Source organism: Blastococcus sp. CCUG 61487, from assembly GCF_005222955.1.
Taxonomy (GTDB): Bacteria; Actinomycetota; Actinomycetes; order Mycobacteriales; family Geodermatophilaceae; genus Blastococcus.
This window is the reverse complement of record NZ_LWUA01000112.1, coordinates 32,376-58,653: the sequence shown is the minus strand read 5'-3', so window position 1 is coordinate 58,653 and position 26,278 is coordinate 32,376. Positions and strand designations below refer to the sequence as shown.

The window sequence follows — 26,278 nt, the reverse complement described above, 5'->3', positions numbered from 1 at the left end:
CGCTCGCTCAGCCGGCCGGTCGGCCGCCCGGCACCCACTCGCGCGTGGTGCGGGCCAGCAGGCTGGTCAGCGCCGCGACCGAGAGAACCAGCAGCAGCAGCGACGCCACGGTGATCCCGCCCGCGGCCACCATGTTGACCAGGGTGAGCGCCGTCAGCAGGGCGGTGGCGACGACGCCGGCCCAGCGGGCCCAGGGCTGCCGGCGGGACAGGAAGGCCGCCGCGGCCGCCAGCAGGAGGCCGAGCACGAGGTAGGGCACCAGCGCCAGGATCACGAACGTCCGGGCTTCGTCCCGGGTGATGTCGTCGACGTCCTCGACGATGCGGTCGACGGCGGCGTCGAATCCCAGCCAGAGCAGGATCGAGTTCAGCAGCAGCAGGGCGGCGAGCACCGACATCGCGATGACGCCGACGCGGACCGAGGTCGGCATCGACGGCGCGGACGGGGAACCGGCGGCGGGGGTGGTCACCCCGCCAGCCTGACAGGCGACCGCCGGCGTCCGCCGGGGCCGCGACCGGTTGCGCCCCAGAAAATCGTCCTCCGGGTGAATCCGGATCGACGGTCGAGGCCGAAGACCCTGTGTGACGACCTCCGAGCGGGCACCGTCGGCTGCCCCGCCTCCCGGGACCGGTCGTGCGGTCGAGCGCCGCGGGTTGGCCGCTCTGGCCGGCCTGCTGGCCGCGGCCGTCGCCCTCGGGGTGGCGGAGCTGGTCGCGGGGCTCGTGGGCCCCGCCTCCTCGCCCGTCATCGCGGTCGGCGACGCCGCGATCACGCTCACGCCCGAGCCGGTCAAGTCCTTCGCCATCCGCACCTTCGGCGAGAACGACAAGATCGCGCTGATCGCCGGGACGCTGGTGGTCATCGCGCTGTACGCGCTGCTGGTCGGTGTGGTCGGGCTGCGCAGCCGCCGGCTCGGGGTCCTCGGTGTCGCCGTCTTCGGCGCCGTCGGTGTGCTCGCGGCGCTCACCCGGCCCGCCGGCGAGCCGCTCGACGCGCTGCCCTCCCTGGTCGGGGCGCTCGCGGGGATCGTCACGCTCCTGGCGCTGCTCGCCCCGCTGTCCAGCGCCGGGAGGGCGGCGAGGGAGCGGTCGACCGGGGCGCGCACCACCGACGACGACGCGGACGGACAGCTCCTCGACCGGCTGCGCCAGGTGCTCGGCTCCGGTGACCGCAAGGGCGCGGGGCTGGACCGGCGGCGCTTCTTCCTCACCGGCGGGATCGCGCTCGGCGTCGCCGCGGCCACCGGCGGCGGAGGCCGGCTGCTGCAGCGGCGCTTCGACGTCGCCGGTGTGCGGGCCGGACTGCGGTTGCCCACGCCCGCCTCCCCCGCCGCCCCGCTGCCGCCCGGAGCCGACCTCTCCGGTCGGATCGACGGTCTCACCCCGCTGTTCACCAGGAACGGCGACTTCTACCGGGTGGACACCGCCCTCGTCGCCCCGCGGATCCGGCCGGCGGACTACCGGCTCGAGCTGACGGGGATGTTCGACACCCCGCGCACGTACACGCTCGACGACCTCTTCGAGCGCGACGACGTCATCGAGCGCGACATCACCCTCACCTGCGTGTCGAACGAGGTGGGCGGCGTCCTCGCCGGGACCGCCCGGTGGATGGGCGTCCCGCTGGTCACCCTGCTCCGGGAGAACGGCCTCCGCTCCGGCAGCGACCAGTTGCTCTGCCGGTCGGTGGACGGCATGACGATCGGTGCGCCCACCCGCCAGGTCCTCGAGGTCGAGGACGCGATGCTCGCCTTCGGCATGAACGGCGAGCCGCTCCCGGTCGTGCACGGCTTCCCGGTGCGGATGCTCATCCCCGGCCTCTACGGCTACGTGTCGGCCTGCAAGTGGCTGGTCCGCATCGAGGCCACCACCTTCGCCGCCGTCGACGCCTACTGGACCGAGCGCGAGTGGGCGGCCGAGGGGCCGATCAAGATCGCCTCCCGGATCGACACCCCTAAGCCGCTCCGCGAGATCCCGGCCGGCCGCCACGCGATCGCCGGCGTCGCCTGGGCGCAGACCCGGGGGATCGCGCGGGTCGAGGTGCGGGTCGACGAGGAGGAGTGGGTCGAGGCCGAGCTGTCCCCGCAGGTCGACGCCGACCTGTGGCGCCAGTGGGTGCTGCCCTACGACTTCGCACCCGGCCGGCACTCGATCACGGTCCGCGCCACCGGCGCCGACGGCGAGGTGCAGACCGAGACCCGCGCCTCGCCCTTCCCGGACGGCGCCAGCGGCTGGCACTCCATCCAGGTGCTCGCCGGCTGACCTCCCGAACTCCGGCCCGCTCCCGCGGGCCGGCGCACCACCCGACTGCGACGACGTCGTCGCACGGACAGGACAGGAGCACCACCGTGAAGCGCAACCTGCTCACCCGCAGCCTCCTCGTGACCGCTGCCTCCACCCTCGCGATCACGCTGAGCGCCTGCGGCTCCGACGACGACGCCTCGTCCGAGAGCACCAGCGCCGCCACCAGCTCCAGCGAGGCGTCGGAGGAGGCCATGCCGATGGCCTCCGACGAGCCCTTCGGCCCGGCGTGCGCCCAGGTACCCACGGAGGGCGAGGGCAGCGTCCAGGGCATGGCCGACGACCCGGTCGCGACGGCCGCCAGCAACAACCCGTTGCTGTCCACGCTGGTGCAGGCCGTGACCGCCGCCGGGCTCGGTGACACCCTGAACACCACCGACGACATCACCGTCCTGGCGCCGGCCAACCCGGCCTTCGAGGCGGTGCCGGAGGACGCACTCAGCGCGCTGCTGGCCGACACCGACATGCTGACCGCGGTGCTCACCCACCACGTGATCCCGGGCCGCCTGGGCCCGGACGAGCTGGCCGGCACGCACGAGACGCTCAACGGCGACGAGGTCACCATCGAGGGCTCCGGTGAGGAGTTCAGCATCGCCATGGACGGCACCGTCGTCGGCATGGAGGCCTCGGTGATCTGCGGGAACGTGCAGACCGCCAACGCCACCGTCTACGTCCTCGACCAGGTGCTCAAGCCCGCCGGGATGTGAGCTCCGGCCGCCGTCCGGCCGCCGTCCGGCTCCGGTCGGACGGCGGCCCCGCCCGTCCGGATCCGGTCGGACGGCGGCCCCGGTCCGTCGGGATCAGTTGCGCCGGGCGATGGAGACCGTCAAGGCCGTGGCGAACGCCGTCCAGGCGGCGTAGGGCACCAGCGCGACGGCGGTCGCCGGCCGGACCCGGGCGGCCCGCCTGGCCAGGTCGACGGTCGAGATCGTGAGGGCCGCGCTCTCGGCGGCGGCGAGCCAGGGCCGGCGGGCGCGGAAGAACACCGGCGTCCACGCGGCGTTGAGCGCCAGGTTCAACCGGTACGCGCGGTCGAACGAGCGGCGGCGCCCCTGCCCGGCCGAGGCCCGCACCTCACCGGCCGCCCAGCCGAGGCCCGCGTAGAGCCCGGTCCAGACGATGCCGAACGTCTGCGGTGGTGGGTACCAGGACGGCTTGTCGAGCCCCGTGAACGGCGCTGTCCGGATCGGTGGCCGCGCCCCCGAGGACGGCGGCGGCGAGCGGTCCGGCGAAGGCGGTCAGGCGGGTGCGCGCTGCGGACATGCACCGATCCTGACCCTGGCTAGGGTCGTCCGCATGCAGAACGCCCCCGCAGCACTGCCCGACCGCGACCGGCTGCTCGAGCTGATCGTCGACCTCGCCGTCGTCCACGGGAAGGTGACGCTGTCTTCCGGGCGCGAAGCTGACTGGTACATCGACATGCGGCGGCTGACGCTGCACCACGAGGGTGCGCCGCTGGTCGGCCGCGTGATGCGACAGCTGACCGGTGACCTGCGCTACGACGTCGTCGGTGGGCTCACCCTGGGCGCCGACCCGGTGGCCACCGCGATGCTGCACGCCGCCGCCGGGGGCGAGGGCTTCCTCGACGCCTGCGTGGTGCGCAAGGCGGGCAAGGCGCACGGCCTGCAGCGGCGGATCGAGGGCCCCGACGTCGCCGGTCGCGCCGTCCTGGTCGTCGAAGACGTCTCGACCACCGGTGGCAGCCCGCTCACCGCGGCGGAGGCGCTGCAGGAGGCGGGCGCGGAGGTCATCGCGGTGGCGGTGATCGTCGACAGGGGTGCGCGTGCGGCGGTGCAGGCGGCCGGCTTCGAGTACCGCGCCGCCTACGAACTCGCCGACCTCGGGCTCGCCTGAGAGCGCCGTGACGATCAGGTGACCTGGTCATCCGGCGTCTTCCCTCGTGGTCGACCGCGAGGGAGGACGCCTGACGATCAGGTTGGCTGATCATCATGGGGCAGGCGTCGTACGGTGTGACGGTGACCACTGCCTGGCTCGCCGACCTGCAGGCCGCGCTCGGTGCGGACGGCGTCCTCACCGACCCGGACGTCACCGCCGGCTACGCCCGGGACGCCGCGATGATGGCGCCCGCGGGCACCCCGGCCGCCGTCGTGCTCCCGCGGAACACCGCCGAGGTCGTCGCGGTGATGCAGGTGGCCTCCCGCCACGGGGTCCCGGTCGTGCCGCGCGGTGCCGGCTCCGGCCTGGCGGGCGCGTCCAACGCGATCGACGGCGCGATCACCCTGGTCATGACCCGCATGGACGCCGTCCTCGAGGTGTCTCCGGAGGACCGGCTCGCCGTCGTCCAGCCAGGCGTGGTCAACAAGACGCTGCGCGACGTCGTCGCCGGCCACGGCCTCTTCTATCCGCCGGACCCGTCCAGCTATGACTGGTGCACCATCGGCGGCAACCTCTCCACGAACTCCGGCGGCCTGTGCTGCGTGAAGTACGGCGTCACCACCGACTACGTGCTGGGTCTCGAGGTAGTCCTCGCCGACGGGCGCGTGCTGCGCACCGGACGGCGCACTGTCAAGGGTGTCGCCGGCTACGACCTGGCCCGGCTGTTCGTCGGGTCGGAGGGCACGCTCGGCGTCATCACCGAGGCGACCCTCGCCCTGCGCCCCGCCCCGCAGCGCCCGGTCACCCTCGCCGCCTCCTTCGCGACGACGGCGCAGACCGGGCAGGTGGTCGAGCGGGTGGTGACGTCGGGGCTGATCCCGAGCCTGCTGGAGGTCATGGACAACACCTGCATCTGTGCCGCCGACGAGCTGCTCAATGCAGAGCTCGACCGAGGCGCCCACTCACTGCTGGTCGCGCAGTCCGACGCCGGAGGCGAGGCCGCCGCGGCCGAGATCGAGGCCCTGACCCAGATCTGCCGCGAGGCGGGGGCGGACTTCGTGCACAGCACCGACGACGCGGCCGAGGGCGACCTGCTGCTCCAGGCCCGCCGGGTGGCGCTGCCGGCGCTGGCCGCGCTGCGCAGCGGCATGCTCGTCGACGACGTCGCGGTCCCGCGCTCGCGCATCGCGGAGTTCCTCGACGGCTGCGATGCGATCGCGCGCGAGCGGGCCGTCGTCATCGGCGTCACCGGGCACGCGGGCGACGGCAACATGCACCCGTGCATCTCGTTCGACGCGGAGAATCCGGACGAGCGGGAGCGCGCCTACGCGGCGTTCGACGACATCCTGGAACTCGGCCTGGCCATGGGCGGCACGATCACCGGCGAGCACGGCGTCGGCTCCATCAAGGTCGACTGGCTGGAGCGCGAGATCGGACCGGTGTCCCTGGACGTGCACCGGGCGATCAAGGACGCCCTCGACCCGCAGGGGCTGCTCAACCCCGGCAAGGTCTTCCGCCGGGCGTCCGTGCGCGACCTGGCGGCGGTCTCCGAGCTCACCGGCAGCTGAGCCGGACCGCGTTCAGCCACATGGCCTGCGCCGGCCACAGCACCCGCGCCGCCTCGTCGAGGGGCACCCAGCGGAACGCGAAGCGGTGTTCGACGACGTCGCCACCCGAGCGCTCCTCCCACTCCCACCGCTCCTCGGCCGGCGGGTCCACCAACCGGAGGTGGAAGGCGTGCAGGACGTGCTCCTCGAGCCCGGCGGGCATGTTCCCGGTCTCCGACCGGTTCCACGCCTCCCCGAGCTTGCGGACGACGACGACCCGCTCGAGCCCGGACTCCTCCGCGACCTCGCGGACGACGGCGTCCTCCGCGGACTCTCCTACGTGGATGCCACCGGCCGGCACCTGCGTGCCCGCGTCCACGTCGAGGTGGTCGAAGACGAGCAGCCGCCCGGCCGGATCGGTGACGAACCCGACCGCCCGCTGGTAGCAGTCCGGATGCCACGGAGCCATCGCCGTCATCCGCTTCACGCGCGTTCCCCGAAGACGCCGGACATGCGGCGAACCCTAGGACCATCGCGCCGAAGCCACCTCGTCGACGCGAGAGCCGCCGTGTGCGGCGGCTCCGGGTGCTGCGCGGCGGCTTCCGGAGCCACGCTGAGCTGCAGATCCGTGGCGCCGGATGACAGGGTGGCCCCGTGAGCACCGATCGGCTGGTCGTCATCGGCGGGGACGCGGCGGGCCTCTCCGCTGCCGCCCAGGCGCGCCGGCTGCGCCCCGCAGGAGACCTGGAGATCGTGGTCCTCGAGCAGGGCCCGGAGGTCTCCTACTCCGCCTGCGGCATCCCGTACTGGATCGGCGGGCAGGTGACCGACCGCGACGCCCTCCTGGCCCGAACCGTCGCGCAGTTCGAGGCCGACGGCATCGTCATCCGCACGCACGCCCGCGCCGAGGAGATCGACCTGGCGGCGGGGGAGGTCAGCGCCTCCGACGGCCGCCGGTACGGGTACGACCACCTGGTCGTCGCCACCGGAGGCCGCCCGACCCGCCCGCCGGTGCCGGGACTGGACGCCGACGGCGTCCACGGGGTGCACCGGCTCGCCGACGGCGCCGACATCCGCGCCGCCATCGCAGCCGGGGCGAAGCGCGCGGTGGTCCTGGGCGGCGGCTACATCGGCCTGGAGATGGCCGAGGTGCTGCTCGGCCGCGGGCTGTCGGTGACCGTCGTCCTCGCCGATCCGCTGCCGATGGGCCAGCTCGACGACGACATGGGCGAGCGGATCTGCAAGGCCATGGGTGACATGGGCATCGACGTGCAGCCGAACCAGCCGGTGCGCGAGATCGAGGTCGACGCCGACGGCGCGATCCGCGCTGTGCGCACGGACGCGGGCAGCTACGACGCCGACCTCGTCGTCCTGGGGCTGGGCATGGGCCCCGAGGCGACGCTGGCCGAGGAGGCCGGTCTGCAGATCGGCACCACCGGCGGGATCGACGTCGCGCACACCCAGCGCAGCCGCTCGCACCCGGAGGTCTTCGCCGCGGGCGACTGCGCGCAGACCTTCCACCGGATCACCGGCGAGGCCGCCCACGTGGCGCTCGGCACGCACGCGAACAAGCAGGGCCGGGTGGCCGGATCGATCATCGGCGGGCGGCCGGCCCGCTTCGCCGGCGTCCTGGGGACGGCGGCGACGAAGGTCGGCGACCTGGAGATCGCGCGCACCGGGCTGTGCACGACCGAGGCCGAGAAGGCCGGCTACGACCACCGCAGCGAGGTGATCGAGGCGACGACGCGGGCCGGCTACTACCCCGGTGCCGAGCCGATCGCGGTCAAGGTGATCACCGAGGGGGGGGGTCCGGGCTGCTGCTCGGCGCCCAGATCGTGGGCGGGCCCGGCAGCGGCAAGCGGATCGACGTCTTCGCCACCGCCATCTGGGCGGGGCTCACCGCCGAGGAACTGGCCGCCTCCGACCTCTCCTACGCCCCGCCGTTCTCACCGACCTACGACCCGGTGGCGGTGGCGGCCCGCGTGGTCAGCCGGATCGAGACCGGCTGACTCGGGGCTCGCGACCCGCCCCGACTCACCCGGAGGAGCCCCCGGCGGGATACTGATCATCAGGTACAGCGCCGTACACGTTCTCCCGAGGAGTGCCGAGCATGCCCATCGCGACCCCTGAGGTCTACGCCGACATGATCCGCCGGGCCAAGGAGGGCGGTTTCGCCTATCCGGCGATCAACTGCACGTCGTCGGAGACGATCAACGCCGCCCTGCGCGGCTTCGCCGACGCGGGCAGCGACGGCATCATCCAGTTCTCCACCGGCGGTGCCGAGTTCGGCTCGGGCACCCGGGTGAAGGACATGGTGGCCGGTGCGGTGGCGCTGGCCGAGTTCGCGCACGTCGTCGCCGAGAAGTACCCGGTCAACGTCGCGCTGCACACCGACCACTGCCCGAAGGACAAGCTCGACGGCTACGTCCGCCCGCTGATCGCGCTCTCCCAGGACCGGGTGAACGCCGGGCAGGAGCCGCTGTTCCAGTCGCACATGTGGGACGGCTCGGCCATCGAGCTCGGCGAGAACCTGGACATCGCCGAGGAGCTCATGGAGAAGTCCGCGGCGGCCAAGCTGGTGCTCGAGGTGGAGATCGGCGTCGTCGGGGGCGAGGAGGACGGCGTCGCCCACGAGATCAACGAGAAGCTCTACACCGCACCCGGTGACTTCGTCGCCACCGCCAAGAAGCTCGGCCTGGGCGAGCGGGGCGTCTACCTGCTGGCCGCGACCTTCGGCAACGTGCACGGTGTCTACAAGCCCGGCAACGTCAAGCTGCGCCCGGAGATCCTCAAGGAGGGCCAGGCCGTCGTCGCCGCGGAGTTCGGCCTGGACGCGGACGCCAAGCCGTTCAACCTGGTGTTCCACGGCGGCTCGGGCTCGTCGGAGTCCGACATCCGGGAGGCGATCTCCTACGGCGTCATCAAGATGAACGTGGACACCGACACCCAGTACGCCTTCACCCGCCCGGTGGCCGGGCACATGTTCACCAACTACGACGGCGTGCTCAAGATCGACGGCGAGGTCGGCAACAAGAAGACCTACGACCCGCGCAGCTACCTCAAGGCCGCGGAGGCCGGGATGGCCGCCCGCGTCGTCGAGGCCTGCGAGGACCTGCTGTCCGCCGGCCAGTCGCAGGGCGCCTGACGATGAGCCACTCCCACGGGAACCTGCTCGGCGAGCCCGACCCGACCCTGCTGCCGGCGAACCCGGAGGCCGACGCCGAGCTGGCCGAGGGCACCCCGGCGGCCGAGGTGGCCTCCCGCCACCCCACCGTCAGCGCGGCGTGGGCGGCGCTGGCGGAGGAGGCGCTGGGCCGGACCGAGCGGCAGCTCCGCGACACGATCGAGGCCTACGCCTACGCCCGCACCGGCTACCACCGCGGACTGGACGCGCTGCGCCGCAACGGCTGGAAGGGCTTCGGCCCGGTGCCGTGGTCGCACGAGCCGAACCGCGGCTTCCTGCGCTGCGTCATCGTCCTGGCGAAGGCCGCCGAGGCCATCGGCGAGCAGGACGAGCACGAGCGGTGCATCCAGCTGCTGCGCGACAGCGACCCTACCCTCGCCCCCTGATCCCTGCTCGTCCGCGGACGAGCAGGGAGCAGGAAGCGTTACGGTGGGTCACAGATAGTCCGGAGTGCTGACGGCGCTCTGACCTGCGAAAAGGTGCTCGACGTTTCGTAGTTGATCGTGATGGTCACTACTCTCCGTGCCCGGCGCCGCCCCACGGCGCCCGCACGAACGGAGACATCGCATGGAGCTCGTGCTCTGGATTCTCGCCGTCGTCCTCGTGGTGGCAGGCGTCCTCGCCATCATCCGCAAGGAACTGCTCTGGGGCATCGTCCTCATCGTCGTCGGGCTGCTGGTCGGCCCGGGCGGGGTGAACGTCTTCACCTGATCCGGCCCCGCGATCCGGCAGGACCGGCGCGGGGCCAGGACCCGCGAGAGGCCCTCTTCCCCACGGGGAGGAGGGTCTCTCGCGTGCGTCAGCGCTCGCCGAGCTCGGGGTGCAGTGCCGTCAGCGTCTCGGTGAGCACGCTGAGCTGGTCCCCGCCGGCCATCAGCGCCGTCAGCATGTCGGCATCGACGTCCTCGCGCGTCAGGTTGCCGGCCACCTGGCCGTTGGCCAGCAGCAGGAAGCGGTCGCCGATCAGGTGGGCGTAGCGCGGGTTGTTGGTGACGACGACGACCGCCAGCCCCTGCGCCCGGGCGGCGAGGATGGCCTGCCCGAACATCGTCTGCCGGGCGACGGTCACCGCCGTCGTCGGCTCGTCGATCACCAGTGCCCGGGCGCCGAAGTGCAGGGCGCGGGCCACGGCGAGGCTCTGCCGCTCGCCGGCCTGCAGTCGGCTGGCCGGCTGGTCCGGGTCCAGGGCGGTGACGCCGACCCGGGCCATCGCGCGGGCCGTGACCTCGCGGGCGGTGTCGAGATCCAGCCGGCGGGCCGGCCACCGCCCGCGGGTGGGTTCGGCGCCGAGGAAGAAGTTCCGCCAGACGGAGAGCAGCGGGGCCACGGCGAGGTCCTCCCACACCGTCGCGATGCCGGCAGCGCGTGCCTGGCGCGGGGAGCGGAAGCGCATCGCGCTGCCGCCGACGAGCAGCTCGCCGTCGTCGTGCCGCACCAGCCCCGACAGCAACGACACGAGCGTCGACTTCCCCGAGCCGTTCTCGCCCAGCACGCAGGAGATCTGCCCGCCCGGGAACGTCGCGCTCACCCGGGACAGCGCCGGCACGCTGCCGTGGCGGACGGTGACGCCGCGCAGTTCGAGGCCGGACGGTGGGTCGGCCGCGGGGAGATCGGTGCTCACGAGCGGGGCACCCCCCTGAGCCGGCTGGCCACCACGCCGTTGGCCAGCACCGCGACCAGCAGCAGCACACCGAGCAGCGCCTGGAACCAGGGCGGGTCCCAGCCGGCCCGATCGATGCCTTCCCGCAGGACGCCGTACAGCAGCGCGCCGACGGCCGCGCCGAAGGCCGAGCCGTACCCCCCGACGAGCAGGCTGCCGCCCAGGACGGCGACCACGACGAACTCGATGCCGATGATCAGCCCCTCGCCGTTCGCCTCGATCCCGCCGAACCGGACCAGCCCGAGCGTGCCGATGAGCCAGCCGGCCGTCGCGCTGAGGCAGAACAGGCCCACGGTGGTCCGTCGCACGGGCACCCCCAGCTCTCGGGCCGCGGTTCGGGCGCCTCCGGTGGCGAAGACGGCGTTGCCGAACTTGGTCCGCCACAGCGCCCAGGTGGCGACGGCGGTGACCCCCAGCCACCACAGCAGCGAGACCCGGAACTCCCCGTCGCCGACGCGGGCCGTCGAGTCGAACACCGTGGTCGCCGACGCCCATCCCGATGCGTCCTCGAGCCCCCCGATCCGGGCGGAGCCGGCCAGGTTCTGCAGCACCACCAGCGTGGTCCCCTGCAGGATGAGCACCGTCGCGAGCGTCACGAGGAAGCTGGGCAGGCCGGTGTTGACCACCAGCACGCCGTTGACCAGGCCCACGAGCAGCGCGCCGGCGAGCGAGGCGGCCAGCGCGGGCCAGATCCCCCAGCCGGCCTGGTCGACGAGCAGCGCGGTGGTCGCGGACGACGCCAGGGCGAGCATCCCCACGGAGAGGTCGAACTGGCCGGCCACCAGGAGCAGGGCCACGGCGACGCCGCCGATGCCGAGCATCGCGGCCACCTCGAGCACGCCGGCGATCCCGGCGCTGGACAGCAGATCGGGGGCCTGCAGCGCGAAGAAGCCCAGCAGGAGGACGAGGGTGAGCACGGCCGGGAGGCTCGGCCGCGCGAGGATCCACCGCCCCCAGGTGGTTCCGGGAGGGGGTGTCGCGGGCCGCCTCGTCCCGGGCAGGCGGTCGACCATCACCGGCGCGCTCCGGTGGGGCGGTGGGACGACGGCAGCGTGTTCTCCTGAGGTCGGGTGACCCAGTCTGCCCGACCCCGGTGGCCCCCTTGCAGGGCCCCGCAGCGAGCGGAGCGAGGTGTGAGGGGGCGAGGGGGCCCGTCTAGGGATGCAGCAGCCAGCGGACCCGGTCGTCGGCGTACCAGGTCCACCGGTGCACGGGCCGCGGGAAGCGCACCCCGTCGCGGATGACACGCGCGGGGTCGCAGGCCACCTGGAGTGCCCGGCCGCTCGTGCGGCGGGTCGGCCGCAGCGGCTGGACCATCACCGTCACCCCGATCGTGTCCACCGCCGTCCAGTCCGGGCGCACGTCGATGCGGGTGATCTCCCCGTGGGCCACGCGGATGTCGTCGTGGTAGGCCTGCAGGCCGAGGCGACGGCTCAGCGAGCGGCGGCCGTCGCCGTCGGCCTCGATCCGGCCGTGGTGCAGCAGCACCCCGCCGTGGTCGTCGCGGACCAGGGTCAGCTCCCGCGGGCGGCCCTCGCCGATGCCCAGGTCGCGGGCCAGGCCGGTGGAGTCCTTGTCGCCGCCCGGCTCCCAGGACACCGGCACCTCCGCCGTCCGGCCCGCCTTGTGCAGCACGGCGAGCACCGCCGACAGCCCGGCGACGGGGCCGCGCACGAGCACCGACGAGGCGTCGGCGGCGTCGGCGACGACGGCGGCCCGCGGCGCCTCGCCGGCCGCCAGCCGCCGCAGATCCAGCTCGACCGAGGCCATGCGGATACCCTGCCATCCGGACCGGCCGGCACCACCGGCCGGCGTGCACCCGACCAAGGAGAACCACTCCCGATGCCGGCAGTCGTGCTGATCGGCGCCCAGTGGGGCGACGAGGGCAAGGGCAAGGCCACCGATCTGCTCGGTGGGCGCGTCCCCTACGTCGTTCGCTACCAGGGCGGCAACAACGCCGGTCACACGGTGATCACGCCGGACGGCGAGAAGTACGCGCTGCACCTGATCCCGTCGGGCATCCTCACGCCGGGCTGCACGCCGGTGATCGGCAACGGCGTCGTCATCGACCCCGAGGTGCTGATCCGCGAGCTGGCGGGCCTGGAGGAGCGTGGGGTGGACACTTCGCGGCTCACCATCTCCTCCGACGCGCACCTGATCATGCCGCACCACCGGGCCCTCGACCGCGTCACCGAGCGGTTCCTGGGCAAGCGCAAGATCGGCACCACGGGCCGCGGCATCGGCCCGGCCTACGGCGACAAGGTCGCCCGCACCGGCATCCGCGTGCAGGACCTGCTGGACCTGTCGATCCTGCGGCAGAAGCTCGAGGGCACCCTGCAGGAGAAGAACCAGATCCTGGTCAAGGTCTACAACCGCAAGGCGATCGACGTCGACGAGGTCGTCGAGGAGTACGCCGGGTACGCCGAGCAGCTCAAGCACCGGATCGCCGACACCCGGCTGCTGCTGGGCAAGGCGCTCGACGCCGGCGAGTGGGTGCTGCTGGAGGGCTCGCAGGGCACGCTGCTCGACGTCGACCACGGCACCTATCCGTTCGTGACCTCGTCGAACCCGACCGCCGGCGGTGCGGCCGTCGGCGGCGGCGTCGGGCCCACCCGGATCGAGCGGGTGGTCGGCATCCTCAAGGCGTACACGACCCGCGTCGGGTCCGGCCCCTTCCCCACCGAGCTGTTCGACCAGTGGGGCGAGTACCTGCGCAAGCAGGGCGGCGAGGTCGGCGTGACCACCGGCCGCGACCGCCGCTGCGGCTGGTTCGACGCGGTGATCGCCCGGTACGCCAGCCGGGTCAACGGGATCACCGACTACTTCCTCACCAAGCTCGACGTCCTGTCCGGCCTGGAGACCGTGCCGATCTGCGTGGCCTACGAGATCGACGGCGTGCGGCACGACGAGATGCCGATGACGCAGACCGACTTCCACCACGCGACGCCGATCTACGAGGAGATGCCGGGCTGGTTCGAGGACATCCGGCACTGCCGCACCTTCGACGAGCTGCCGGCGAACGCCCAGGCCTACGTGCGCCGGCTCGAGGAGCTCTCCGGCGCCCGGATCAGCGTCATCGGGGTCGGCCCCGGGCGTGACGAGAACGTCGTCATCCACGACCTGCTCGGCTGAAAATCGCGCGACGGCGCGGCCGTCGCGCGCCACCATTCCCGGCGTGGATCTCCTCGCGCTGGGCTGGACGGCGGCCCGGGACGGCCAGCTCCCCGCCGGGTGCACGCCCGCCCGGGTGGCCCGCGTCGACCGCGGCCGGCTGACGGTCCTCGGCGGCGCCGGCGAGACCCACGCAATCCCCGCCCAGGCCCTCTACGCCGACGAGCCGACCGGGCCGGCGGTGGGCGACTGGGTGGCGCTGCGCGGCGAGCTCGCCGTGGCCCTGCTGCCCCGGACCAGCGCGTTCGTCCGGACGGCGGCGGGGCGCACCTCGTCGGCGCAGGTGGTCGCGGCGAACCTCGACCTGGTGTTCGTCGTCGACGCGCTGACCGCCGATCCCCGTGCGCGCCGGGTCGAGCGGTACCTGGCCGTGGCATGGAACAGCGGGGCGACGCCGGTCGTCGTGCTCACCAAGGCCGACCTGTGCGACGACGTCGCCGCCGCGGTCGAGTCGGTGCGGGAGGACGCCCTCGGCGTGGACACCGTGCCGGTGAGCGCGCTCACGGGAGAGGGGCTCGACGCGGTGCGCGCGCTGCTCCCGCCCGCCCGGACCGCGGCGATGGTGGGCCCCTCCGGCGTCGGCAAGTCCAGCCTGCTCAACGCCCTGGCCGGTGGGCCGGTGGCGAGCAGCCGCGGCATCCGCGCGGACGGCCGTGGCCGGCACACCACCACCGCTCGCGAGCTCCACCTGCTGCCCGGCGGAGCGCTGCTGGTCGACACCCCGGGCATGCGGGAGCTGGCGCTCTACGAGGACGCGGCCGGGGTGGCGACGATCTACGGCGACATCGCCGAGCTGGCCGAGCACTGCCGGTTCCGCGACTGCGGGCACCGCTCCGAGCCGGGGTGCGCGGTGGCCGCCGCCATCGACGACGGGCGGCTCGACCCCGCCCGGTTCTTGGGCTGGCGCAAGCTGCAGGCCGAGGCGCACCACCAGCGGCTCCGCGTGGACGCCCGCCTGCGGGCGCAGGAGAAGGCCCGGCTCCGGTCGTTCAGCCGCGCCCTGCGTGAGCAGCCGAAGCGGCCGCGGTGAGCCGGTCGGCCGCGGGCACGGGCAGCCGGCTCCGCAGCGCCGTCACGACCTGGTCGGGGGAGTCGGTGATGATGCCGTCGAGGCCCAGGTCGAGCAGCTCCTGCGCGTGGGCCACGACGTCGCCGGCCCCGCCGGCCTCGTCGCCGTTGCGGAGGTGCGCGGGCAGGAAGGCGTTCTCCGCGCGCAGCGTCCAGCAGAACACCGACAGCGCGGCCCGGTGGGCCTCGACGACGAGCGGGCAGCTGCCGTCGGAGGCGGCGGCGGCCAGGATCCGCTTCCGGCCCGGGCCGATGCCCTGGGCGTAGGTGGAGATCTCGCGCAGCCCCGCCCGGGTGACCATCCGGTCGCCGTGCTCGAAGTCGCTGACGAGCTGGACCAGCCGCGGCCCGTGCTCGCCCAGCCGATCGCGGAGCTCCCGGAGCAGCGCGGTGTCGAACGACTGCACGATCACCGGGCCGGCCGCGTGTGCGACGCCGAGCCTCCGCAGCTCGTCGGCGGCCAGCGCCGCGAGGGTCGGCCCGGAACCGCTCGGCCAGACGACGTTCTTGAGCTCCACGAGCACCTGGACGTGGTGCTCGGGGGTGGAGCGGCGGCGGGCCAGCTCGATGACCTCGGCGAGGGTGAGGATCCCGTACTGCCCGTCGTAGGCGGTGTTCAGCGGCCGCAGCTCGGGCATCCGCTCGACGGAGCGCAGCGTGCGCAGCTCGTCGAGGGCGAAGTCCTCGGTGAACCAGCTGGTCACCTGCTCGCCCCGGACCAGCCGCGTGGTGCGGCGGTCGGCGAACTCGGCGCGCTCGGCGACGTCGGTCGACAGCGACAGGTCGCTCTCGTGCCGGACGACGAGGACGCCGTCGCGGGTGACGACGACGTCGGGCTCGATGAGGTCGGCGCCCTGGTCGATCGCCAGCTCGAAGCTGGCCGCCGTGTGCTCGGGACGGTAGGCGGGGGCACCGCGGTGCCCGATGACGGCAGGACGGGGAAGGCGGGTCACGGGCGGCATGGCCAGCGACTCGGTCGCGCGCATGGATCCCACAACACCTCAATCGGGTGGCCAGGCGGTGAACTGGAGCGAACGTGTTGCGCACGGTCCGATGCACTCGGCGTTGACCAGGCACGGCGCACGCCCCTAGTGAGCCAGCTCACATGGTTGAGATCTGGTTGCCGGCCGTGTCGCGCCGGATCCAAGTTCTCCCGCCCGTCCCGCTGGTCTCGCCGGTAGATTTCCGCCACGTGCGCGTGCTCGTGATCGGCTCCGGTGCCCGGGAGCACGCCCTGTGCGTGGCTCTGACCTCCGACCCCGCCGTGTCGGCGCTGGCGTGCGCGCCGGGGAACGCCGGCACGCGGACGCTCGCGGAGTCCTTCCCGCTCGACGTCCGCGACCCGGACGCGATCGCGGGCCTGGCCCGGGCCTGGCGGGCCGACCTGGTCGTCGTCGGCCCCGAGGTGCCCTTGGTGGCCGGCGCCGCCGACGCCGTCCGGGACGCCGGCATCGCCTGCTTCGGCCCCTCGGCCCAGGCGGCGCAGCTCGAGGGCAGCAAGGCCTTCGCCAAGCACGTCATGGAGGCCGCGGGCGTGCCCACGGCGCGGGCGTGGCCGGTCGGCGGTCCGGCCGAACTGGAGACGGCGCTCGACGAGGTGGCCGCGCTCACCGGCGGGGCGCCCTACGTCGTCAAGGACGACGGCCTGGCCGCCGGCAAGGGCGTGCTGGTGACGCCGGACCGCGACGCCGCGGTGGCCCACGGGCGGGCGGTCCTGGACGCCGGCGGAGCGGTCCTCGTCGAGGAGTACCTGGACGGCCCGGAGGTCTCGCTGTTCGCCGTCACCGACGGGACGACGGTGCTGCCGCTGATCCCCGCGCAGGACTTCAAGCGCCGGGACGACGGCGACGGCGGACCGAACACCGGCGGCATGGGCGCCTACGCGCCGCTGCCGTGGGCGCCCGCCGGGCTGGTCGACGAGGTGCTGGCGACCGTCCTGCAGCCCACCGTCGACGAGATGGCCCGCCGCGGCGAGCCGTTCAGCGGGCTGCTGTACGCCGGGCTGGCGCTCACCTCGCGCGGCGTGCGGGTGGTCGAGTTCAACGCCCGCTTCGGCGATCCCGAGACCGAGGTCGTGCTGCCCCTGCTGGAGACGCCGCTCGCCGGGCTGCTGCACGCCGCGGCCACCGGCACGCTGGCCGACCACCCGCCGCTGGAATGGCGGCCGGGTGCGGCGGTCACCGTCGTCGTCGCGGCGCACGGGTACCCGGAGGCGCCCCGCACCGGCGACCTCGTGACCGGCGCCGACGGCGAGGGGGTCCTGCACGCCGGGACGGCGCTCGGCGACGACGGCACGGTCGTCTGCGCCGGGGGACGGGTGCTCGCGGTGACCGCGGTCGGGCCCGACCTGGCCGCCGCCCGCCAGGCCGCCTACGAGCGGGTCGCCGCCGTCCGGCTGGAGGGGTGCCACTGGCGGACCGACATCGCGCTGGCCGCCGTCGAGGGGCGGATCCTCCCGGGCTGACCGGCCTGCGGAAGACTAGGGGGCGTGCCGATGGCGACGAGGTGGGCCGGATGATCGAGCGCTACACGCTCCCCGAGATGGGGCGGGTCTGGAGCGACCAGCACAAGTACGACCTGTGGTGCCGCGTGGAGACGCTCGTGCTCGAGGCGCACGCCGCCGCCGGACGGGTGCCCGCCGACGTCGTGGAGCCCGTCCGCAACGCGCCTCCGCCGACCCCGGAGCGGGTCGCGGAGATCGAGGAGACGACGCAGCACGACGTCATCGCGTTCCTCACCGCGTGGGCGGACAACACCGAGCCCCGCTCGGCCGCCGCCTACGTGCACCACGGCATGACGTCGTCGGACCTGCTCGACACCGCGCTCGCCGTCCAGCTCACCGACGCCACCGACGTGCTGCTGGCCAAGGCCGACCGGCTGGTCGCCGCGCTGCGCGACCACGGGCTGGCGCACCGGGAGACGATCCGGGTCGGCCGCACCCACGGCGTGCACGCCGAGCCGGTCGTGTGGGGGCACCGGGTCGCCGACCTCGCCTTCGCGATGGCCCGGTCGCGGGACCGGCTGAAGGCCGCCCGCGAGCGGGTCGGCGTCGTCGCCATCTCCGGCGCCGTCGGCACGTACTCCCTCATCGACCCGTCGGTCGAGGTGGCGGTCGCCGACGCGCTGGGGCTGAAGCCTGCCGACGCGTCGACCCAGGTGGTCATCCGCGACTCGATCTCGGAGTGGGTCTCGGCCCTGGCCGTGATCGCCACCGTCTGCGAGGCGATCGCGCTGGAGGTCCGGCACGGGCAGCGGACCGAGGTGCGCGAGCTGTCCGAGGCGTTCGGGTCGGGCCAGAAGGGCTCGAGCGCGATGCCGCACAAGAAGAACCCGATCCGCTCCGAGCGCATCGCGGGCCTCGCGCGGGTGGTGCGGGCGGCGATCGTGCCGGTGATGGAGGGCATCCCGCTGTGGCACGAGCGGGACATCTCGCACTCGTCGACCGAGCGGGTCTTCCTGCCCGACGCCGCGATCACCACCGACTACCTGCTGCACCTGACCACCGGGCTGGTCGAGAACCTGGTCGTCGACGCCGACCGGATGCGGGCCAACCTCGAGTCGACCGGCGGGCTGATCTACACCTCGTCGGTGCTGCTGGAGCTGGTCGAGGGCGGGCTCTCCCGCGAGGACGCCTACGCGCTGGTGCAGGGGGCGGCGATGGAGACCTGGAACTCGGGTGTCCCGTTCCGCGAGACGCTGCGCGCCCGGGCGGCGACCGACGGCGTGACGCTCGACGAGGCGCGGCTGGACGAGATCTGCCGGCCGGAGCGCTACGTCACCAACCTCGGGCCGCTGTTCGACCGGCTCGCGGCGCTGAGCTGATGGACCTCCCGCTCGTCGCCCGCGGCAAGGTGCGGGAGATCTACGACGCCTCCACCCCGGCCGCCCCCGACCGGCTGCTGCTCGTCGCCTCCGACCGCATCTCGGCGTACGACCACGTGCTGCCCACCCCGATCCCCGACAAGGGGAAGGTGCTCACCCGGCTCTCGGTGTGGTGGTTCGACCAGCTGGCGCCGGTGCTGGCCCGGTTCGGGGCGTCGCACCACCTGGTGTCGGCCACCGACGTGCCCCCGGCCGTCGAGGGCCGGGCGATGCTGGTGCGCCGGCTGGAGATGCTGCCCGTCGAGTGCGTGGCCCGCGGCTACCTGTCGGGGTCGGGAACCGTGGAGTACCGGCGCACCGGCTCGATCTGCGACGTGCCGCTGCCCCCCGGCCTGGTCGAGGGGTCGCGGCTGCCCGAGCCGGTCTTCACGCCGTCGACGAAGGCCGCCGTCGGCGAGCACGACGAGGCGATCGACTTCTCCGCCGTCGTCACCGCCGTCGGGGAGGAGCGGGCGATCCAGCTGCGCGAGCTGACCCTGGCGCTCTACGCGCGGGCGGCCGAGATCGCCGAGGCCGCCGGGATCATCCTGGCCGACACCAAGTTCGAGTTCGGCCTCTCCGGGGACGAGCTGGTGCTCGGCGACGAGGTGCTCACCCCCGACTCGTCCCGCTTCTGGCCGGCGGCCACCTGGTCGCCCGGTGACGTGCAGCCCTCCTACGACAAGCAGTTCGTGCGGGACTGGCTGACGTCGTCCGGCTGGGACCGCGTCTCGCCGCCGCCGGAGCTGCCGGCCGACGTCGTCGCAGCCACCCGCGAGCGCTACGTCACCGCCTACGAGACGCTCACCGGTACCGCGTTCGGCTGACCGCGGCCGAAGGGGTTCCGTCTCCGCGGGCCTGACTGCAGACTGCGCCGATCGCAGCCACGGGAGCGCGCGCGGTCGAGGAGCGGACAGGTGAGCGGACGGGGACGGAAGCAGCCGCAGCGGAAGTCGCGGCCGCACGGATCGCAGCCCAAGGCCAGGAAGAAGCCCGCGGCGGCCAGGAACCCGTCGTCGGGCGAGACCGTCGAGATCTCCGGGACGACGGCCCCGTCGGAACCGGACGCGAAGCGCGGTGCAGGTGCGCGGCCGGCGAACCGCAAGCCGGCGCGTCCCCAGCGTTCCGCCGCGGAGAGCTATGCGGCCCGCTCGCGACGGCGGAAGCGGAACCAGAAGATCGGCGTGATCGTCGGTGCCCTGGCGCTCGCGGGCGCCGCCGTCGGGACGATCATCGCGGGACAGGGAGGGAACTCGACGCCGGCCGACACCTCGGCGGAGGTGCAGGCGGTCACGCCGACCACCCCGGCTCCGGGTGCCGCTCCGACCGCTGCAGCGCCGACGACCGGCTCTCCCGCCCCGCCGCCGGCCCCCGGCTCGGCCGCGACGGCCTCGGCGGCCGGGCTCTCGATGACACTGACCTGCCCCGAGGGGGCCGGCGCCTCGCCACGCTTCCCCCACGAGATCACCGCGCCGACGCCCTACGAGGTGACGATCGACTACGGCGACGGCGACATCTACACCGACACCAGCAGCCGCCTGGGCGCGATCTTCTCGCACACCTACGAGCAGCCGGGCACGTACCGGGTGAGCGCCGTGCTCACCGACCCGGCGGGCCGGACGGCGGCGGCCGACTGCACCTACACCTGGCGGCAGTGACCGCTCGGATGCCTCACCGGTAGGTGATCTGCGGTCCCCAGCCGGTGATCGCGATCGTGCCGCCCTGGAAGTTCTGCCGGTAGGCGCCCGCCCAGAAACCCTCGCCACCGAGTGGGTAGCCCAGCCGGCCCATCGGCCCGCCGTACCGCAGCCAGGTGTCGCGGAGGCCGCCGAAGACGGCGTGGATCCCACCGGCCGGCGACCAGTAGACGGAGGCGCCCTGGAACTCCTGGCGGCAACCGCTCGCCGTGCAGATCTCCTCGGTCAGCGGGTAGCCGAACCGGCCGGCGTCCCCGCCGTGCCGGGCCCAGACCTGGCCGTAGGGGGTGAAGACGGCGTGCATGCCGCCGACCGGGGACCAGTGGATGGTGCCGCCCTGGAAGTTCTGGTGGCAGCCGCGGCCAGGCGTGCAGATCTCGTTCGAGGTCGGATACCCCAACCGGCCGGCGTCTCCACCGTGCCGGGCCCAGACCTGGCCGTAGGGGGTGAAGACGGCGTGCATGCCGGTGGCCGGCGACCAGTGGATGGTGCCGCCCTGGAAGTTCTGGTGGCAGCCGCGGCCTGGCGTGCAGATCTCGTCCGTCGTCGGTGCGCCCAGGCGGCCGGTGATGCCGCCGCCGCGGTTGCCCCAGAAGTCGTTGTAGGGCGTGAACACCGCGCGCACTCCGGTGGCCGGCGTCCAGAACAGGATGCCGCCCTGGAACTGCTGGTAGCAGGCGCCGACGGGGCCGCACTCCTCGTCCTTGGTCGGGTAGCCGAGCCGGCCCTCCTCCCAGCCGTGCCGGGCCCAGACCTCCTCGTACGGCGTGAAGACCGAGTGCGTTCCGGTGGCGGGGGACGAGTAGATGGACCCGCCCTGGAACTCCTGGAAGCAGCCATCGGCGCGCAGGCCGCAGATCACGTCGTCCGTCGGGTAACCGAGCCGGCCGCTCTCCCGCGAGTGCCTGGCCCAGGCGATATGCACCTCGTCCAGGACGATCCGGGGATCCGCGATCTGCCACGCCCAGAGGCCACCGCCCTCGAAGGACTGCGCGCAGCCGCCGTCCCGCAGTCCGCACTCGAGGGGGGCGATCGGGTAGCCGAGCTCGCTCGAGACGCCGCCGGCCGCCACGTAGGTGGTGGCGAAGTCGTAGAGGACGGCAACGGCTGGGCCGCCGTCCCGCTGCGCGATGAGGCCGTTGACGTGGTCCTGCTGGCGTCCTCCCGGGACGGCGCGCTCCGGAACCGTCACCGCGCCGAGGTCGCTCTCGCCGGCGCCGCTGCCGCGCACCAGGTGCAGCAGGTAGAGCCGCGCTATGGGGCTGAGCGGTGCGGGGGTGGCCCGGACGACGTCGGTCAGGGCGCTGTCCGGGCTGACGTCGTAGTCGAAGGGCGTGGGCCGGTCGACCAGTTGGACCTGGTAGCCGTACTCGCGGCCGGTCACCAGACCCCGGTCCACCCACCTGGGGTCGTTGGTCGTGGCCACCAGGGCGCCGTCCCGGTACACGCGCCAGGGCCCGGAGCTGCCGTGGCGCTGCCAGACGAGCGACACCGCGGCCGGATCGTCGACCGGGAGCACCCTCAGGTCCGACGGCGTCAACAGCCGCTGGTTCCGGGTGAGCCACTGCGGGAGCCCCTCGAAGCCGCCGCCGTTGAGCCCCGCGATCGCGTACCGGTAGGCGGTGCCGTCGAGCAGCCCGGAGTCGGTCCAGGTGAGCGCGGAGGTGGTGTCCACGACCACGCCGTCCCGGTAGATCCGGTACTGGACCGCGCCCGGGGCCGCCGTCCAGGTCATCGTCGCCGACCCCGGCGCCGGGATGGTGATCGCGGGGGTGCGTGGCGTGCCCGGGTCCACCCAGAGGGCGACGGTGACGGTGCCGGTCGCGGTGTTGCCCTGTCCGTCGGTGACCGTGTAGGTGAACGTGTCCGTGCCCTCGGCGCGATAGGGGAAGCGGTACATGAGTCGCCCGCCCTCGAGGGTGGCGGTCCCCCGCGCCGGAGGCGTCACAGCGGTGTAGGTGAGCGGGTCGCCATCGGGGTCGCTGTCGTTGGCGAGCGCGTCGATGGGCACGGGGCCGGCGTCGACGATGCTGCTCCTGACGTCGACGGCGTCGTCGACGGCCACGGGAGCGGCGTTCGCCGCCCATGCGGGGGCTGCGGGCAGAAGGACCAGCGCGGCGGCAGCGACGACCGTCAGCGAACGCACTTCGAACTCCTCGGCGGGGCGCGCAGCTGACCAGGCCGTTCGCCCGCTCAACACCCCCGTCGGGGAGGAGGCGGCTCAGTGTGCACAACGCGAGGCCCGGAGGGAAGAAAAAAGTTCCGGGTAGTCTCGTCAGCGTGTCCCGGGTGGTCGTCGACGTCGTCCTGAAGCCGGAGATCTCCGACCCCCAGGGTCAGGCGGTCCTCGGCGCGCTCGGCCGGCTCGGCCACGACAGCGTGCGCAGCGTCCGCCAGGGCAAGCACTTCGTGCTCGAGGTCGACGGCACACCCGACGAGGCCGAGCTCAAGCAGATCGCCGAGACGCTGCTCGCGAACCCGGTGATCGAGGACGTCGAACTGCATCTCCCCAAGGACTGAAGCGAACCGTGCGCATCGGTGTCATCACCTTCCCGGGCTCCCTGGACGACGTCGACGCCGCCCGCGCGGTGCGGCTCGCCGGCGGTGAGCCCGTCTCCCTCTGGCACGGCGACCACGACCTGAAGGACGTCGACGCCGTGGTCCTCCCCGGCGGGTTCTCCTACGGCGACTACCTGCGGGCCGGTGCCATCGCCGCCCGCTCGCCGCTCATGCAGGACGTCGTCGCGGCCGCGGGGCGGGGCCTGCCCGTGCTCGGCATCTGCAACGGCTTCCAGGTGCTCTGCGAGGCAGGCCTGCTGCCGGGCGCGCTGACCCGCAACAGCCACCTGCACTTCCGCAACCGCGACCAGTGGCTCCGCGTCGAGCGTGCCGACACCGCCTGGACCAGCGCCTACGAGCAGGGGCAGCAGATCCTCATCCCGGTGAAGAACGGCGAGGGGCGCTACGTCGCCGCCGACGCCGACCTCGACCGGCTCGAGGGCGACGGCCGGGTCGCCTTCCGCTACGTGGGCGGCAACCCCAACGGGTCCAGCCGCGACATCGCCGGCGTCACCAGCGAGAACGGCCGAGTCGTCGGCCTCATGCCGCACCCGGAGCACGCCGTCGAGGAGCTCACCGGCCCCAGCACCGACGGCCTCGGCTTCTTCACCAGTGTCCTGAAGGCGGTCGTGAACGCGTGATCGACACCGTCGAGAACGCCGCCACGAGCCCCGACGACCCGCAGCCCTGGGCGGAGCTCGGACTCAAGGCCGACGAGTACGCCCGCATCAAGGAGATCCTCGGCCGCCGCCCGACCACCGCCGAGCTGGCGATGTACAGCGTCATGTGGAGCGAGCACTGCTCCTACAAGAGCTCCAAGGTGCACCTGCGCCGGTTCGGCGACCTGCCGAAGAGCGACGCCCTGCTCGTCGGCATCGGCGAGAACGCCGGCGTCGTCGATGTCGGTGACGGCCTGGCGGTCACCTTCAAGGTCGAGTCGCACAACCACCCGAGCTACATCGAGCCCTACCAGGGCGCGGCCACCGGCGTGGGCGGCATCGTCCGCGACATCCTCACCATGGGCGCCCGCCCGATCGCGGTCATGGACAGCCTCCGCTTCGGCCCCGCCGACGCTCCCGACACCGCGCGGGTGCTGCCCGGCGTCGTCGCCGGCATCGGCGGCTACGGCAACTGCCTCGGCCTGCCCAACATCGGCGGGGAGCTGCTGTTCGACGAGTGCTACGCCGGCAACCCGCTGGTCAACGCGCTGTCCGTCGGCGTCATGCGGCACGAGAACGTGCACCTGGCCAAGGCCGAGGGCGTCGGCAACAAGGTGATCCTCTTCGGCGCCCGCACGGGCGGTGACGGCATCGGCGGCGTCAGCGTCCTGGCGTCGGAGACCTTCGACGACTCCGCGGACGGGCAACGAGGCCCGGCCAAGCGCCCCGCCGTCCAGGTCGGCGACCCGTTCACCGAGAAGCTGCTCATCGAGGCGTGCCTCGAGCTGTTCGAGCAGAAGCTGGTCACCGGCATCCAGGACCTCGGCGGCGCCGGGCTCTCCTGCGCGACCAGCGAGCTCGCCAGCGCCGGCACCGGCGGCATGCACGTCGACCTGGACGCCGTCCCGCTGCGCGACAGCACCCTGACGCCGGCCGAGATCCTGATGAGCGAGTCGCAGGAGCGGATGTGCGCGATCGTCGAGCCGGACAAGGTCGACGCCTTCCTCGCGGTGTGCCGCAAGTGGGACGTGCTGGCCGCCGTCATCGGTGAGGTCACCGACGGAGACCGGCTCACCGTCGACTGGCACGGCGAGCGGATCGTCGACGTCCCGCCGCGGACCGTCGCCCACGAGGGCCCGGTCTACGAGCGGCCCATGCAGCGCCCCGCCGACCTCGACGCCCTGCAGGCCGACGACGCCGGCGCCCTGCCGCGGCCGACCACGCCCGCGGAGCTGCAGGCGCACTGGCTGGCCGTCGTCAGCAGCCCGGACGGCGCGGACAAGAGCTGGGTGACCGAGCAGTACGACCGCTACGTCCGCGGCAACACCGTGCTCGCCCAGCCCGAGGACGCCGGGGTGGTCCGCCTCGACGAGGCCAGCCACCGCGGCATCGCCCTGGCCCTGGACGGCAACGCCCGGTTCGCCCGCCTCGACCCCTACACCGGGGCGCAGCTGAACCTGGCCGAGGCCTACCGCAACGTCGCCGCCACCGGCGCGAAGCCGCTCGCCGTCACCAACTGCCTGAACTTCGGCTCCCCGGAGAACCCCGAGGTCATGTGGCAGTTCGCCGAGGCCGTGCGCGGCCTGGCCGACGGCTGCCGCGAGCTGGGGCTGCCGGTCACCGGCGGCAACGTGAGCCTCTACAACCAGACCGGCGACGTCGCGATCAACCCGACCCCGGTCATCGGCGTCCTGGGCGTGCACGACGACGTCCGCACCCGCGTGCCCTCCGGCTGGCGCACCCCCGGCGAGACGGTGCTGCTGCTCGGGGAGACGAAGGCCGAGTTCGGCGGCTCCGCGTGGGCGTCGGTCGTGCACGGCCACCTCGGCGGACGGCCGCCCGCCGTCGACCTGGCCGCCGAGCGCGCACTAGCCGGGCTGCTCGCCGCGCTGGCCTCCGAGGGGCTGGTCTCCTCCGCGCACGACCTGGCCGACGGCGGGCTGGCCCAGACGCTCACCGAGTCCGCGCTGCGCTACGACGTCGGCGCCCGGCTGCGCCTCGACGGCGACCCGTTCACGGCCCTGTTCAGCGAGTCCGCCGGCCGCGTCGTCGTCACCACCGGCGACCCGGGCGGGGTGAAGAAGGCGGCGCAGTGGGCCGGCGTGCCGGTCACCGAGCTGGGGACGACCGGTGGCGACGCCCTGGCCCTCGACGGGCTGCTCGAGCTGCCGCTGGCCGAGCTGCGGGCCGCCTGGAGCGCCACGCTGCCCGCGCTCTTCGGAGCCCCCGAGGCTGGTGCCGGGACCCGCCCGGTCGGCACGGTCCCGGCGGGCACCGTCCCGACCAGCTGATGGCCGGGGCCGCGCCGATCCCGGCCGAGGACCTGCGCGCCGCAGTCGAGCCGGTGCGCGCCTGGCTGGACGGCGCGGCCGAGCAGCCACCGCGCGCCGTCGTCGGCACCGCGGTGAGGACGAGCGCCCGCTGGCTCGCCCAGCAGGTCCCGGGCCGGTCGGTCGAGGTGCGGGTGCCGCCGCACGTCGCCGTCCAGTGCATCGAGGGGCCCCGGCACACCCGCGGCACGCCGCCCAACGTGGTGGAGACCGACGCCGCCACCTGGCTGCGCCTGGTCACGGGCGCGCTGGCCTGGGAGCAGGCGCTCGCCGACGGCCTGGTCAGCGCCAGCGGCAACCGGGCGGACCTGGGCGAGGTCCTCCCGCTGCGCCCCCTCGGTCGCCCCTGAACCCCGTCGGGCATGCTCGGCACACCGTGCGGAACCGGCCGCCGGCGTTCCGCGGAGGT

General features: G+C 73.8%; 26 protein-coding genes. 18 read left to right on the top strand and 8 right to left on the bottom strand.

Features of this window, described 5'->3' with window-relative positions; all coding sequences use genetic code 11:
* Positions 1–7: 7 nt before the first annotated feature.
* Positions 8–469 (bottom strand): hypothetical protein, encoded by a 462-nt coding sequence (locus tag A6V29_RS07500; RefSeq protein ID WP_137159721.1) that lies wholly within the window; start codon positions 467–469, stop codon positions 8–10.
* Positions 470–581: 112 nt separating this feature from the next.
* Between A6V29_RS07500 and A6V29_RS07495 the strand changes: the two genes are divergently transcribed.
* Both A6V29_RS07495 and A6V29_RS07490 read left to right on the top strand, forming a co-directional pair.
* On the top strand, positions 582–2,258 hold the full coding sequence (locus tag A6V29_RS07495; protein ID WP_137159720.1) for a molybdopterin-dependent oxidoreductase: 1,677 nt from the start codon (positions 582–584) through the stop codon (positions 2,256–2,258).
* Positions 2,259–2,344: 86 nt separating this feature from the next.
* Positions 2,345–3,004 (top strand): fasciclin domain-containing protein, encoded by a 660-nt coding sequence (locus A6V29_RS07490; protein ID WP_137159719.1) that lies wholly within the window; start codon positions 2,345–2,347, stop codon positions 3,002–3,004.
* Positions 3,005–3,097: 93 nt separating this feature from the next.
* On the opposite strand, the gene A6V29_RS07485 is transcribed toward A6V29_RS07490, so the two are convergent.
* A complete protein-coding gene (locus A6V29_RS07485) occupies positions 3,098–3,484 on the bottom strand; it encodes a TspO/MBR family protein (protein ID WP_212719117.1) in 387 nt (128 codons plus the stop codon).
* 109 nt (positions 3,485–3,593) lie between these two features.
* Between A6V29_RS07485 and pyrE the strand changes: the two genes are divergently transcribed.
* Together pyrE and A6V29_RS07475 are read left to right on the top strand one after the other, a co-directional pair.
* On the top strand, positions 3,594–4,151 hold the full coding sequence (gene pyrE, locus A6V29_RS07480) for an orotate phosphoribosyltransferase (RefSeq protein ID WP_212719108.1): 558 nt from the start codon (positions 3,594–3,596) through the stop codon (positions 4,149–4,151).
* Between the two features lie 122 nt (positions 4,152–4,273).
* Complete coding sequence (locus A6V29_RS07475) at positions 4,274–5,701, top strand: FAD-binding oxidoreductase (RefSeq protein WP_137159718.1); 1,428 nt, start codon at positions 4,274–4,276, stop codon at positions 5,699–5,701.
* Here A6V29_RS07475 and A6V29_RS07470 read toward each other — a convergent pair.
* Positions 5,688–6,158 (bottom strand): NUDIX domain-containing protein, encoded by a 471-nt coding sequence (locus A6V29_RS07470; RefSeq protein ID WP_249933096.1) that lies wholly within the window; start codon positions 6,156–6,158, stop codon positions 5,688–5,690. The genes A6V29_RS07475 and A6V29_RS07470 overlap by 14 nt on opposite strands.
* 176 nt (positions 6,159–6,334) lie before the next feature.
* On the opposite strand from A6V29_RS07470, the gene A6V29_RS07465 reads away from it, so the two are divergent.
* From A6V29_RS07465 to A6V29_RS20700, 4 genes are all read left to right on the top strand, one after another.
* On the top strand, positions 6,335–7,810 hold the full coding sequence (locus tag A6V29_RS07465) for an FAD-dependent oxidoreductase (RefSeq protein ID WP_249933090.1): 1,476 nt from the start codon (positions 6,335–6,337) through the stop codon (positions 7,808–7,810).
* Positions 7,791–8,825 (top strand): class II fructose-bisphosphate aldolase, encoded by a 1,035-nt coding sequence (fbaA, locus tag A6V29_RS07460; RefSeq protein WP_137159716.1) that lies wholly within the window; start codon positions 7,791–7,793, stop codon positions 8,823–8,825. The genes A6V29_RS07465 and fbaA overlap by 20 nt, the downstream gene beginning before the upstream one ends.
* Before the next feature lie 2 nt (positions 8,826–8,827).
* Entirely contained in the window at positions 8,828–9,250 is a 423-nt protein-coding gene (locus A6V29_RS07455; protein ID WP_137159715.1) for a DUF3151 domain-containing protein, read from the top strand.
* A gap of 181 nt (positions 9,251–9,431) precedes the next feature.
* Positions 9,432–9,575: a GPGG-motif small membrane protein gene (locus tag A6V29_RS20700; protein WP_170977739.1), complete on the top strand. Its 144-nt coding sequence runs from the start codon at positions 9,432–9,434 to the stop codon at positions 9,573–9,575.
* Positions 9,576–9,663: 88 nt separating this feature from the next.
* Here A6V29_RS20700 and A6V29_RS07450 read toward each other — a convergent pair whose 3' ends face one another.
* From A6V29_RS07450 to A6V29_RS07440, 3 genes are all read right to left on the bottom strand, one after another.
* Positions 9,664–10,485, bottom strand: a complete 822-nt coding sequence (locus A6V29_RS07450; protein WP_137159714.1) for an ATP-binding cassette domain-containing protein — start codon at positions 10,483–10,485, stop codon at positions 9,664–9,666.
* Positions 10,482–11,441 (bottom strand): ABC transporter permease, encoded by a 960-nt coding sequence (locus tag A6V29_RS07445; protein WP_249933089.1) that lies wholly within the window; start codon positions 11,439–11,441, stop codon positions 10,482–10,484. The genes A6V29_RS07450 and A6V29_RS07445 overlap by 4 nt, the downstream gene beginning before the upstream one ends.
* Positions 11,442–11,679: 238 nt before the next feature.
* The gene (locus A6V29_RS07440) at positions 11,680–12,294 is read right to left on the bottom strand and encodes a hypothetical protein (protein ID WP_137159713.1); all 615 of its coding nucleotides are present in this window, start codon (positions 12,292–12,294) and stop codon (positions 11,680–11,682) included.
* Positions 12,295–12,366: 72 nt separating this feature from the next.
* On the opposite strand from A6V29_RS07440, the gene A6V29_RS07435 reads away from it, so the two are divergent.
* Both A6V29_RS07435 and rsgA read left to right on the top strand, forming a co-directional pair.
* Positions 12,367–13,656 carry an adenylosuccinate synthase gene (locus A6V29_RS07435; RefSeq protein ID WP_137159712.1) on the top strand — a complete coding sequence of 430 codons (1,290 nt, stop codon included), beginning with the start codon at positions 12,367–12,369 and terminating at the stop codon, positions 13,654–13,656.
* A gap of 43 nt (positions 13,657–13,699) precedes the next feature.
* Positions 13,700–14,725, top strand: coding sequence for a ribosome small subunit-dependent GTPase A (rsgA, locus tag A6V29_RS07430; RefSeq protein WP_137159711.1), 1,026 nt, complete (start codon positions 13,700–13,702; stop codon positions 14,723–14,725).
* On the opposite strand, the gene A6V29_RS07425 is transcribed toward rsgA, so the two are convergent.
* Positions 14,685–15,749: a glycerophosphodiester phosphodiesterase family protein gene (locus A6V29_RS07425; protein ID WP_137159710.1), complete on the bottom strand. Its 1,065-nt coding sequence runs from the start codon at positions 15,747–15,749 to the stop codon at positions 14,685–14,687. The two genes, rsgA and A6V29_RS07425, sit on opposite strands and share 41 nt — an antisense overlap.
* 206 nt (positions 15,750–15,955) lie before the next feature.
* On the opposite strand from A6V29_RS07425, the gene purD reads away from it, so the two are divergent.
* From purD to A6V29_RS07405, 4 genes are all read left to right on the top strand, one after another.
* Positions 15,956–17,227, top strand: coding sequence for a phosphoribosylamine--glycine ligase (gene purD, locus A6V29_RS07420; RefSeq protein WP_137159709.1), 1,272 nt, complete (start codon positions 15,956–15,958; stop codon positions 17,225–17,227).
* Positions 17,228–17,277: 50 nt separating this feature from the next.
* Complete coding sequence (gene purB / locus A6V29_RS07415) at positions 17,278–18,585, top strand: adenylosuccinate lyase (protein WP_137159708.1); 1,308 nt, start codon at positions 17,278–17,280, stop codon at positions 18,583–18,585.
* Positions 18,585–19,451 (top strand): phosphoribosylaminoimidazolesuccinocarboxamide synthase, encoded by an 867-nt coding sequence (locus A6V29_RS07410; RefSeq protein ID WP_137159707.1) that lies wholly within the window; start codon positions 18,585–18,587, stop codon positions 19,449–19,451. Before purB ends, A6V29_RS07410 begins: the two co-directional genes overlap by 1 nt.
* Positions 19,452–19,541: 90 nt before the next feature.
* Positions 19,542–20,282: a PKD domain-containing protein gene (locus A6V29_RS07405; RefSeq protein WP_137159706.1), complete on the top strand. Its 741-nt coding sequence runs from the start codon at positions 19,542–19,544 to the stop codon at positions 20,280–20,282.
* Positions 20,283–20,295: 13 nt separating this feature from the next.
* Here A6V29_RS07405 and A6V29_RS07400 read toward each other — a convergent pair whose 3' ends face one another.
* Positions 20,296–22,467, bottom strand: coding sequence for an Ig-like domain-containing protein (locus A6V29_RS07400; RefSeq protein ID WP_137159705.1), 2,172 nt, complete (start codon positions 22,465–22,467; stop codon positions 20,296–20,298).
* 134 nt (positions 22,468–22,601) lie between these two features.
* On the opposite strand from A6V29_RS07400, the gene purS reads away from it, so the two are divergent.
* From purS to A6V29_RS07380, 4 genes are read left to right on the top strand one after another with little or no spacing between them, the layout of a single operon-like run.
* Entirely contained in the window at positions 22,602–22,841 is a 240-nt protein-coding gene (gene purS, locus A6V29_RS07395) for a phosphoribosylformylglycinamidine synthase subunit PurS (protein ID WP_040338692.1), read from the top strand.
* Positions 22,842–22,849: 8 nt separating this feature from the next.
* The gene (gene purQ, locus A6V29_RS07390; protein WP_137159704.1) at positions 22,850–23,521 is read left to right on the top strand and encodes a phosphoribosylformylglycinamidine synthase subunit PurQ; all 672 of its coding nucleotides are present in this window, start codon (positions 22,850–22,852) and stop codon (positions 23,519–23,521) included.
* Positions 23,518–25,830 (top strand): phosphoribosylformylglycinamidine synthase subunit PurL, encoded by a 2,313-nt coding sequence (purL, locus tag A6V29_RS07385; protein WP_137159703.1) that lies wholly within the window; start codon positions 23,518–23,520, stop codon positions 25,828–25,830. Before purQ ends, purL begins: the two co-directional genes overlap by 4 nt.
* On the top strand, positions 25,830–26,219 hold the full coding sequence (locus A6V29_RS07380; protein ID WP_137159702.1) for a sterol carrier family protein: 390 nt from the start codon (positions 25,830–25,832) through the stop codon (positions 26,217–26,219). Before purL ends, A6V29_RS07380 begins: the two co-directional genes overlap by 1 nt.
* Positions 26,220–26,278 lie beyond the last annotated feature (59 nt).

Bases quoted from the DNA above. Each gene is read 5' to 3' on its own strand.
- pyrE (WP_212719108.1), top strand. From the start codon at position 3,594: ATGCAGAACGCCCCCGCAGCACTGCCCGACCGCGACCGGCTGCTCGAG.
- A6V29_RS07470 (WP_249933096.1), bottom strand. From the start codon at position 6,158: ATGACGGCGATGGCTCCGTGGCATCCGGACTGCTACCAGCGGGCGGTC.
- fbaA (WP_137159716.1), top strand. From the start codon at position 7,791: ATGCCCATCGCGACCCCTGAGGTCTACGCCGACATGATCCGCCGGGCC.
- A6V29_RS07455 (WP_137159715.1), top strand. From the start codon at position 8,828: ATGAGCCACTCCCACGGGAACCTGCTCGGCGAGCCCGACCCGACCCTG.
- A6V29_RS20700 (WP_170977739.1), top strand. From the start codon at position 9,432: ATGGAGCTCGTGCTCTGGATTCTCGCCGTCGTCCTCGTGGTGGCAGGC.
- A6V29_RS07440 (WP_137159713.1), bottom strand. From the start codon at position 12,294: ATGGCCTCGGTCGAGCTGGATCTGCGGCGGCTGGCGGCCGGCGAGGCG.
- A6V29_RS07435 (WP_137159712.1), top strand. From the start codon at position 12,367: ATGCCGGCAGTCGTGCTGATCGGCGCCCAGTGGGGCGACGAGGGCAAG.
- A6V29_RS07425 (WP_137159710.1), bottom strand. From the start codon at position 15,749: ATGCGCGCGACCGAGTCGCTGGCCATGCCGCCCGTGACCCGCCTTCCC.
- purB (WP_137159708.1), top strand. From the start codon at position 17,278: ATGATCGAGCGCTACACGCTCCCCGAGATGGGGCGGGTCTGGAGCGAC.
- A6V29_RS07410 (WP_137159707.1), top strand. From the start codon at position 18,585: ATGGACCTCCCGCTCGTCGCCCGCGGCAAGGTGCGGGAGATCTACGAC.
- A6V29_RS07380 (WP_137159702.1), top strand. From the start codon at position 25,830: ATGGCCGGGGCCGCGCCGATCCCGGCCGAGGACCTGCGCGCCGCAGTC.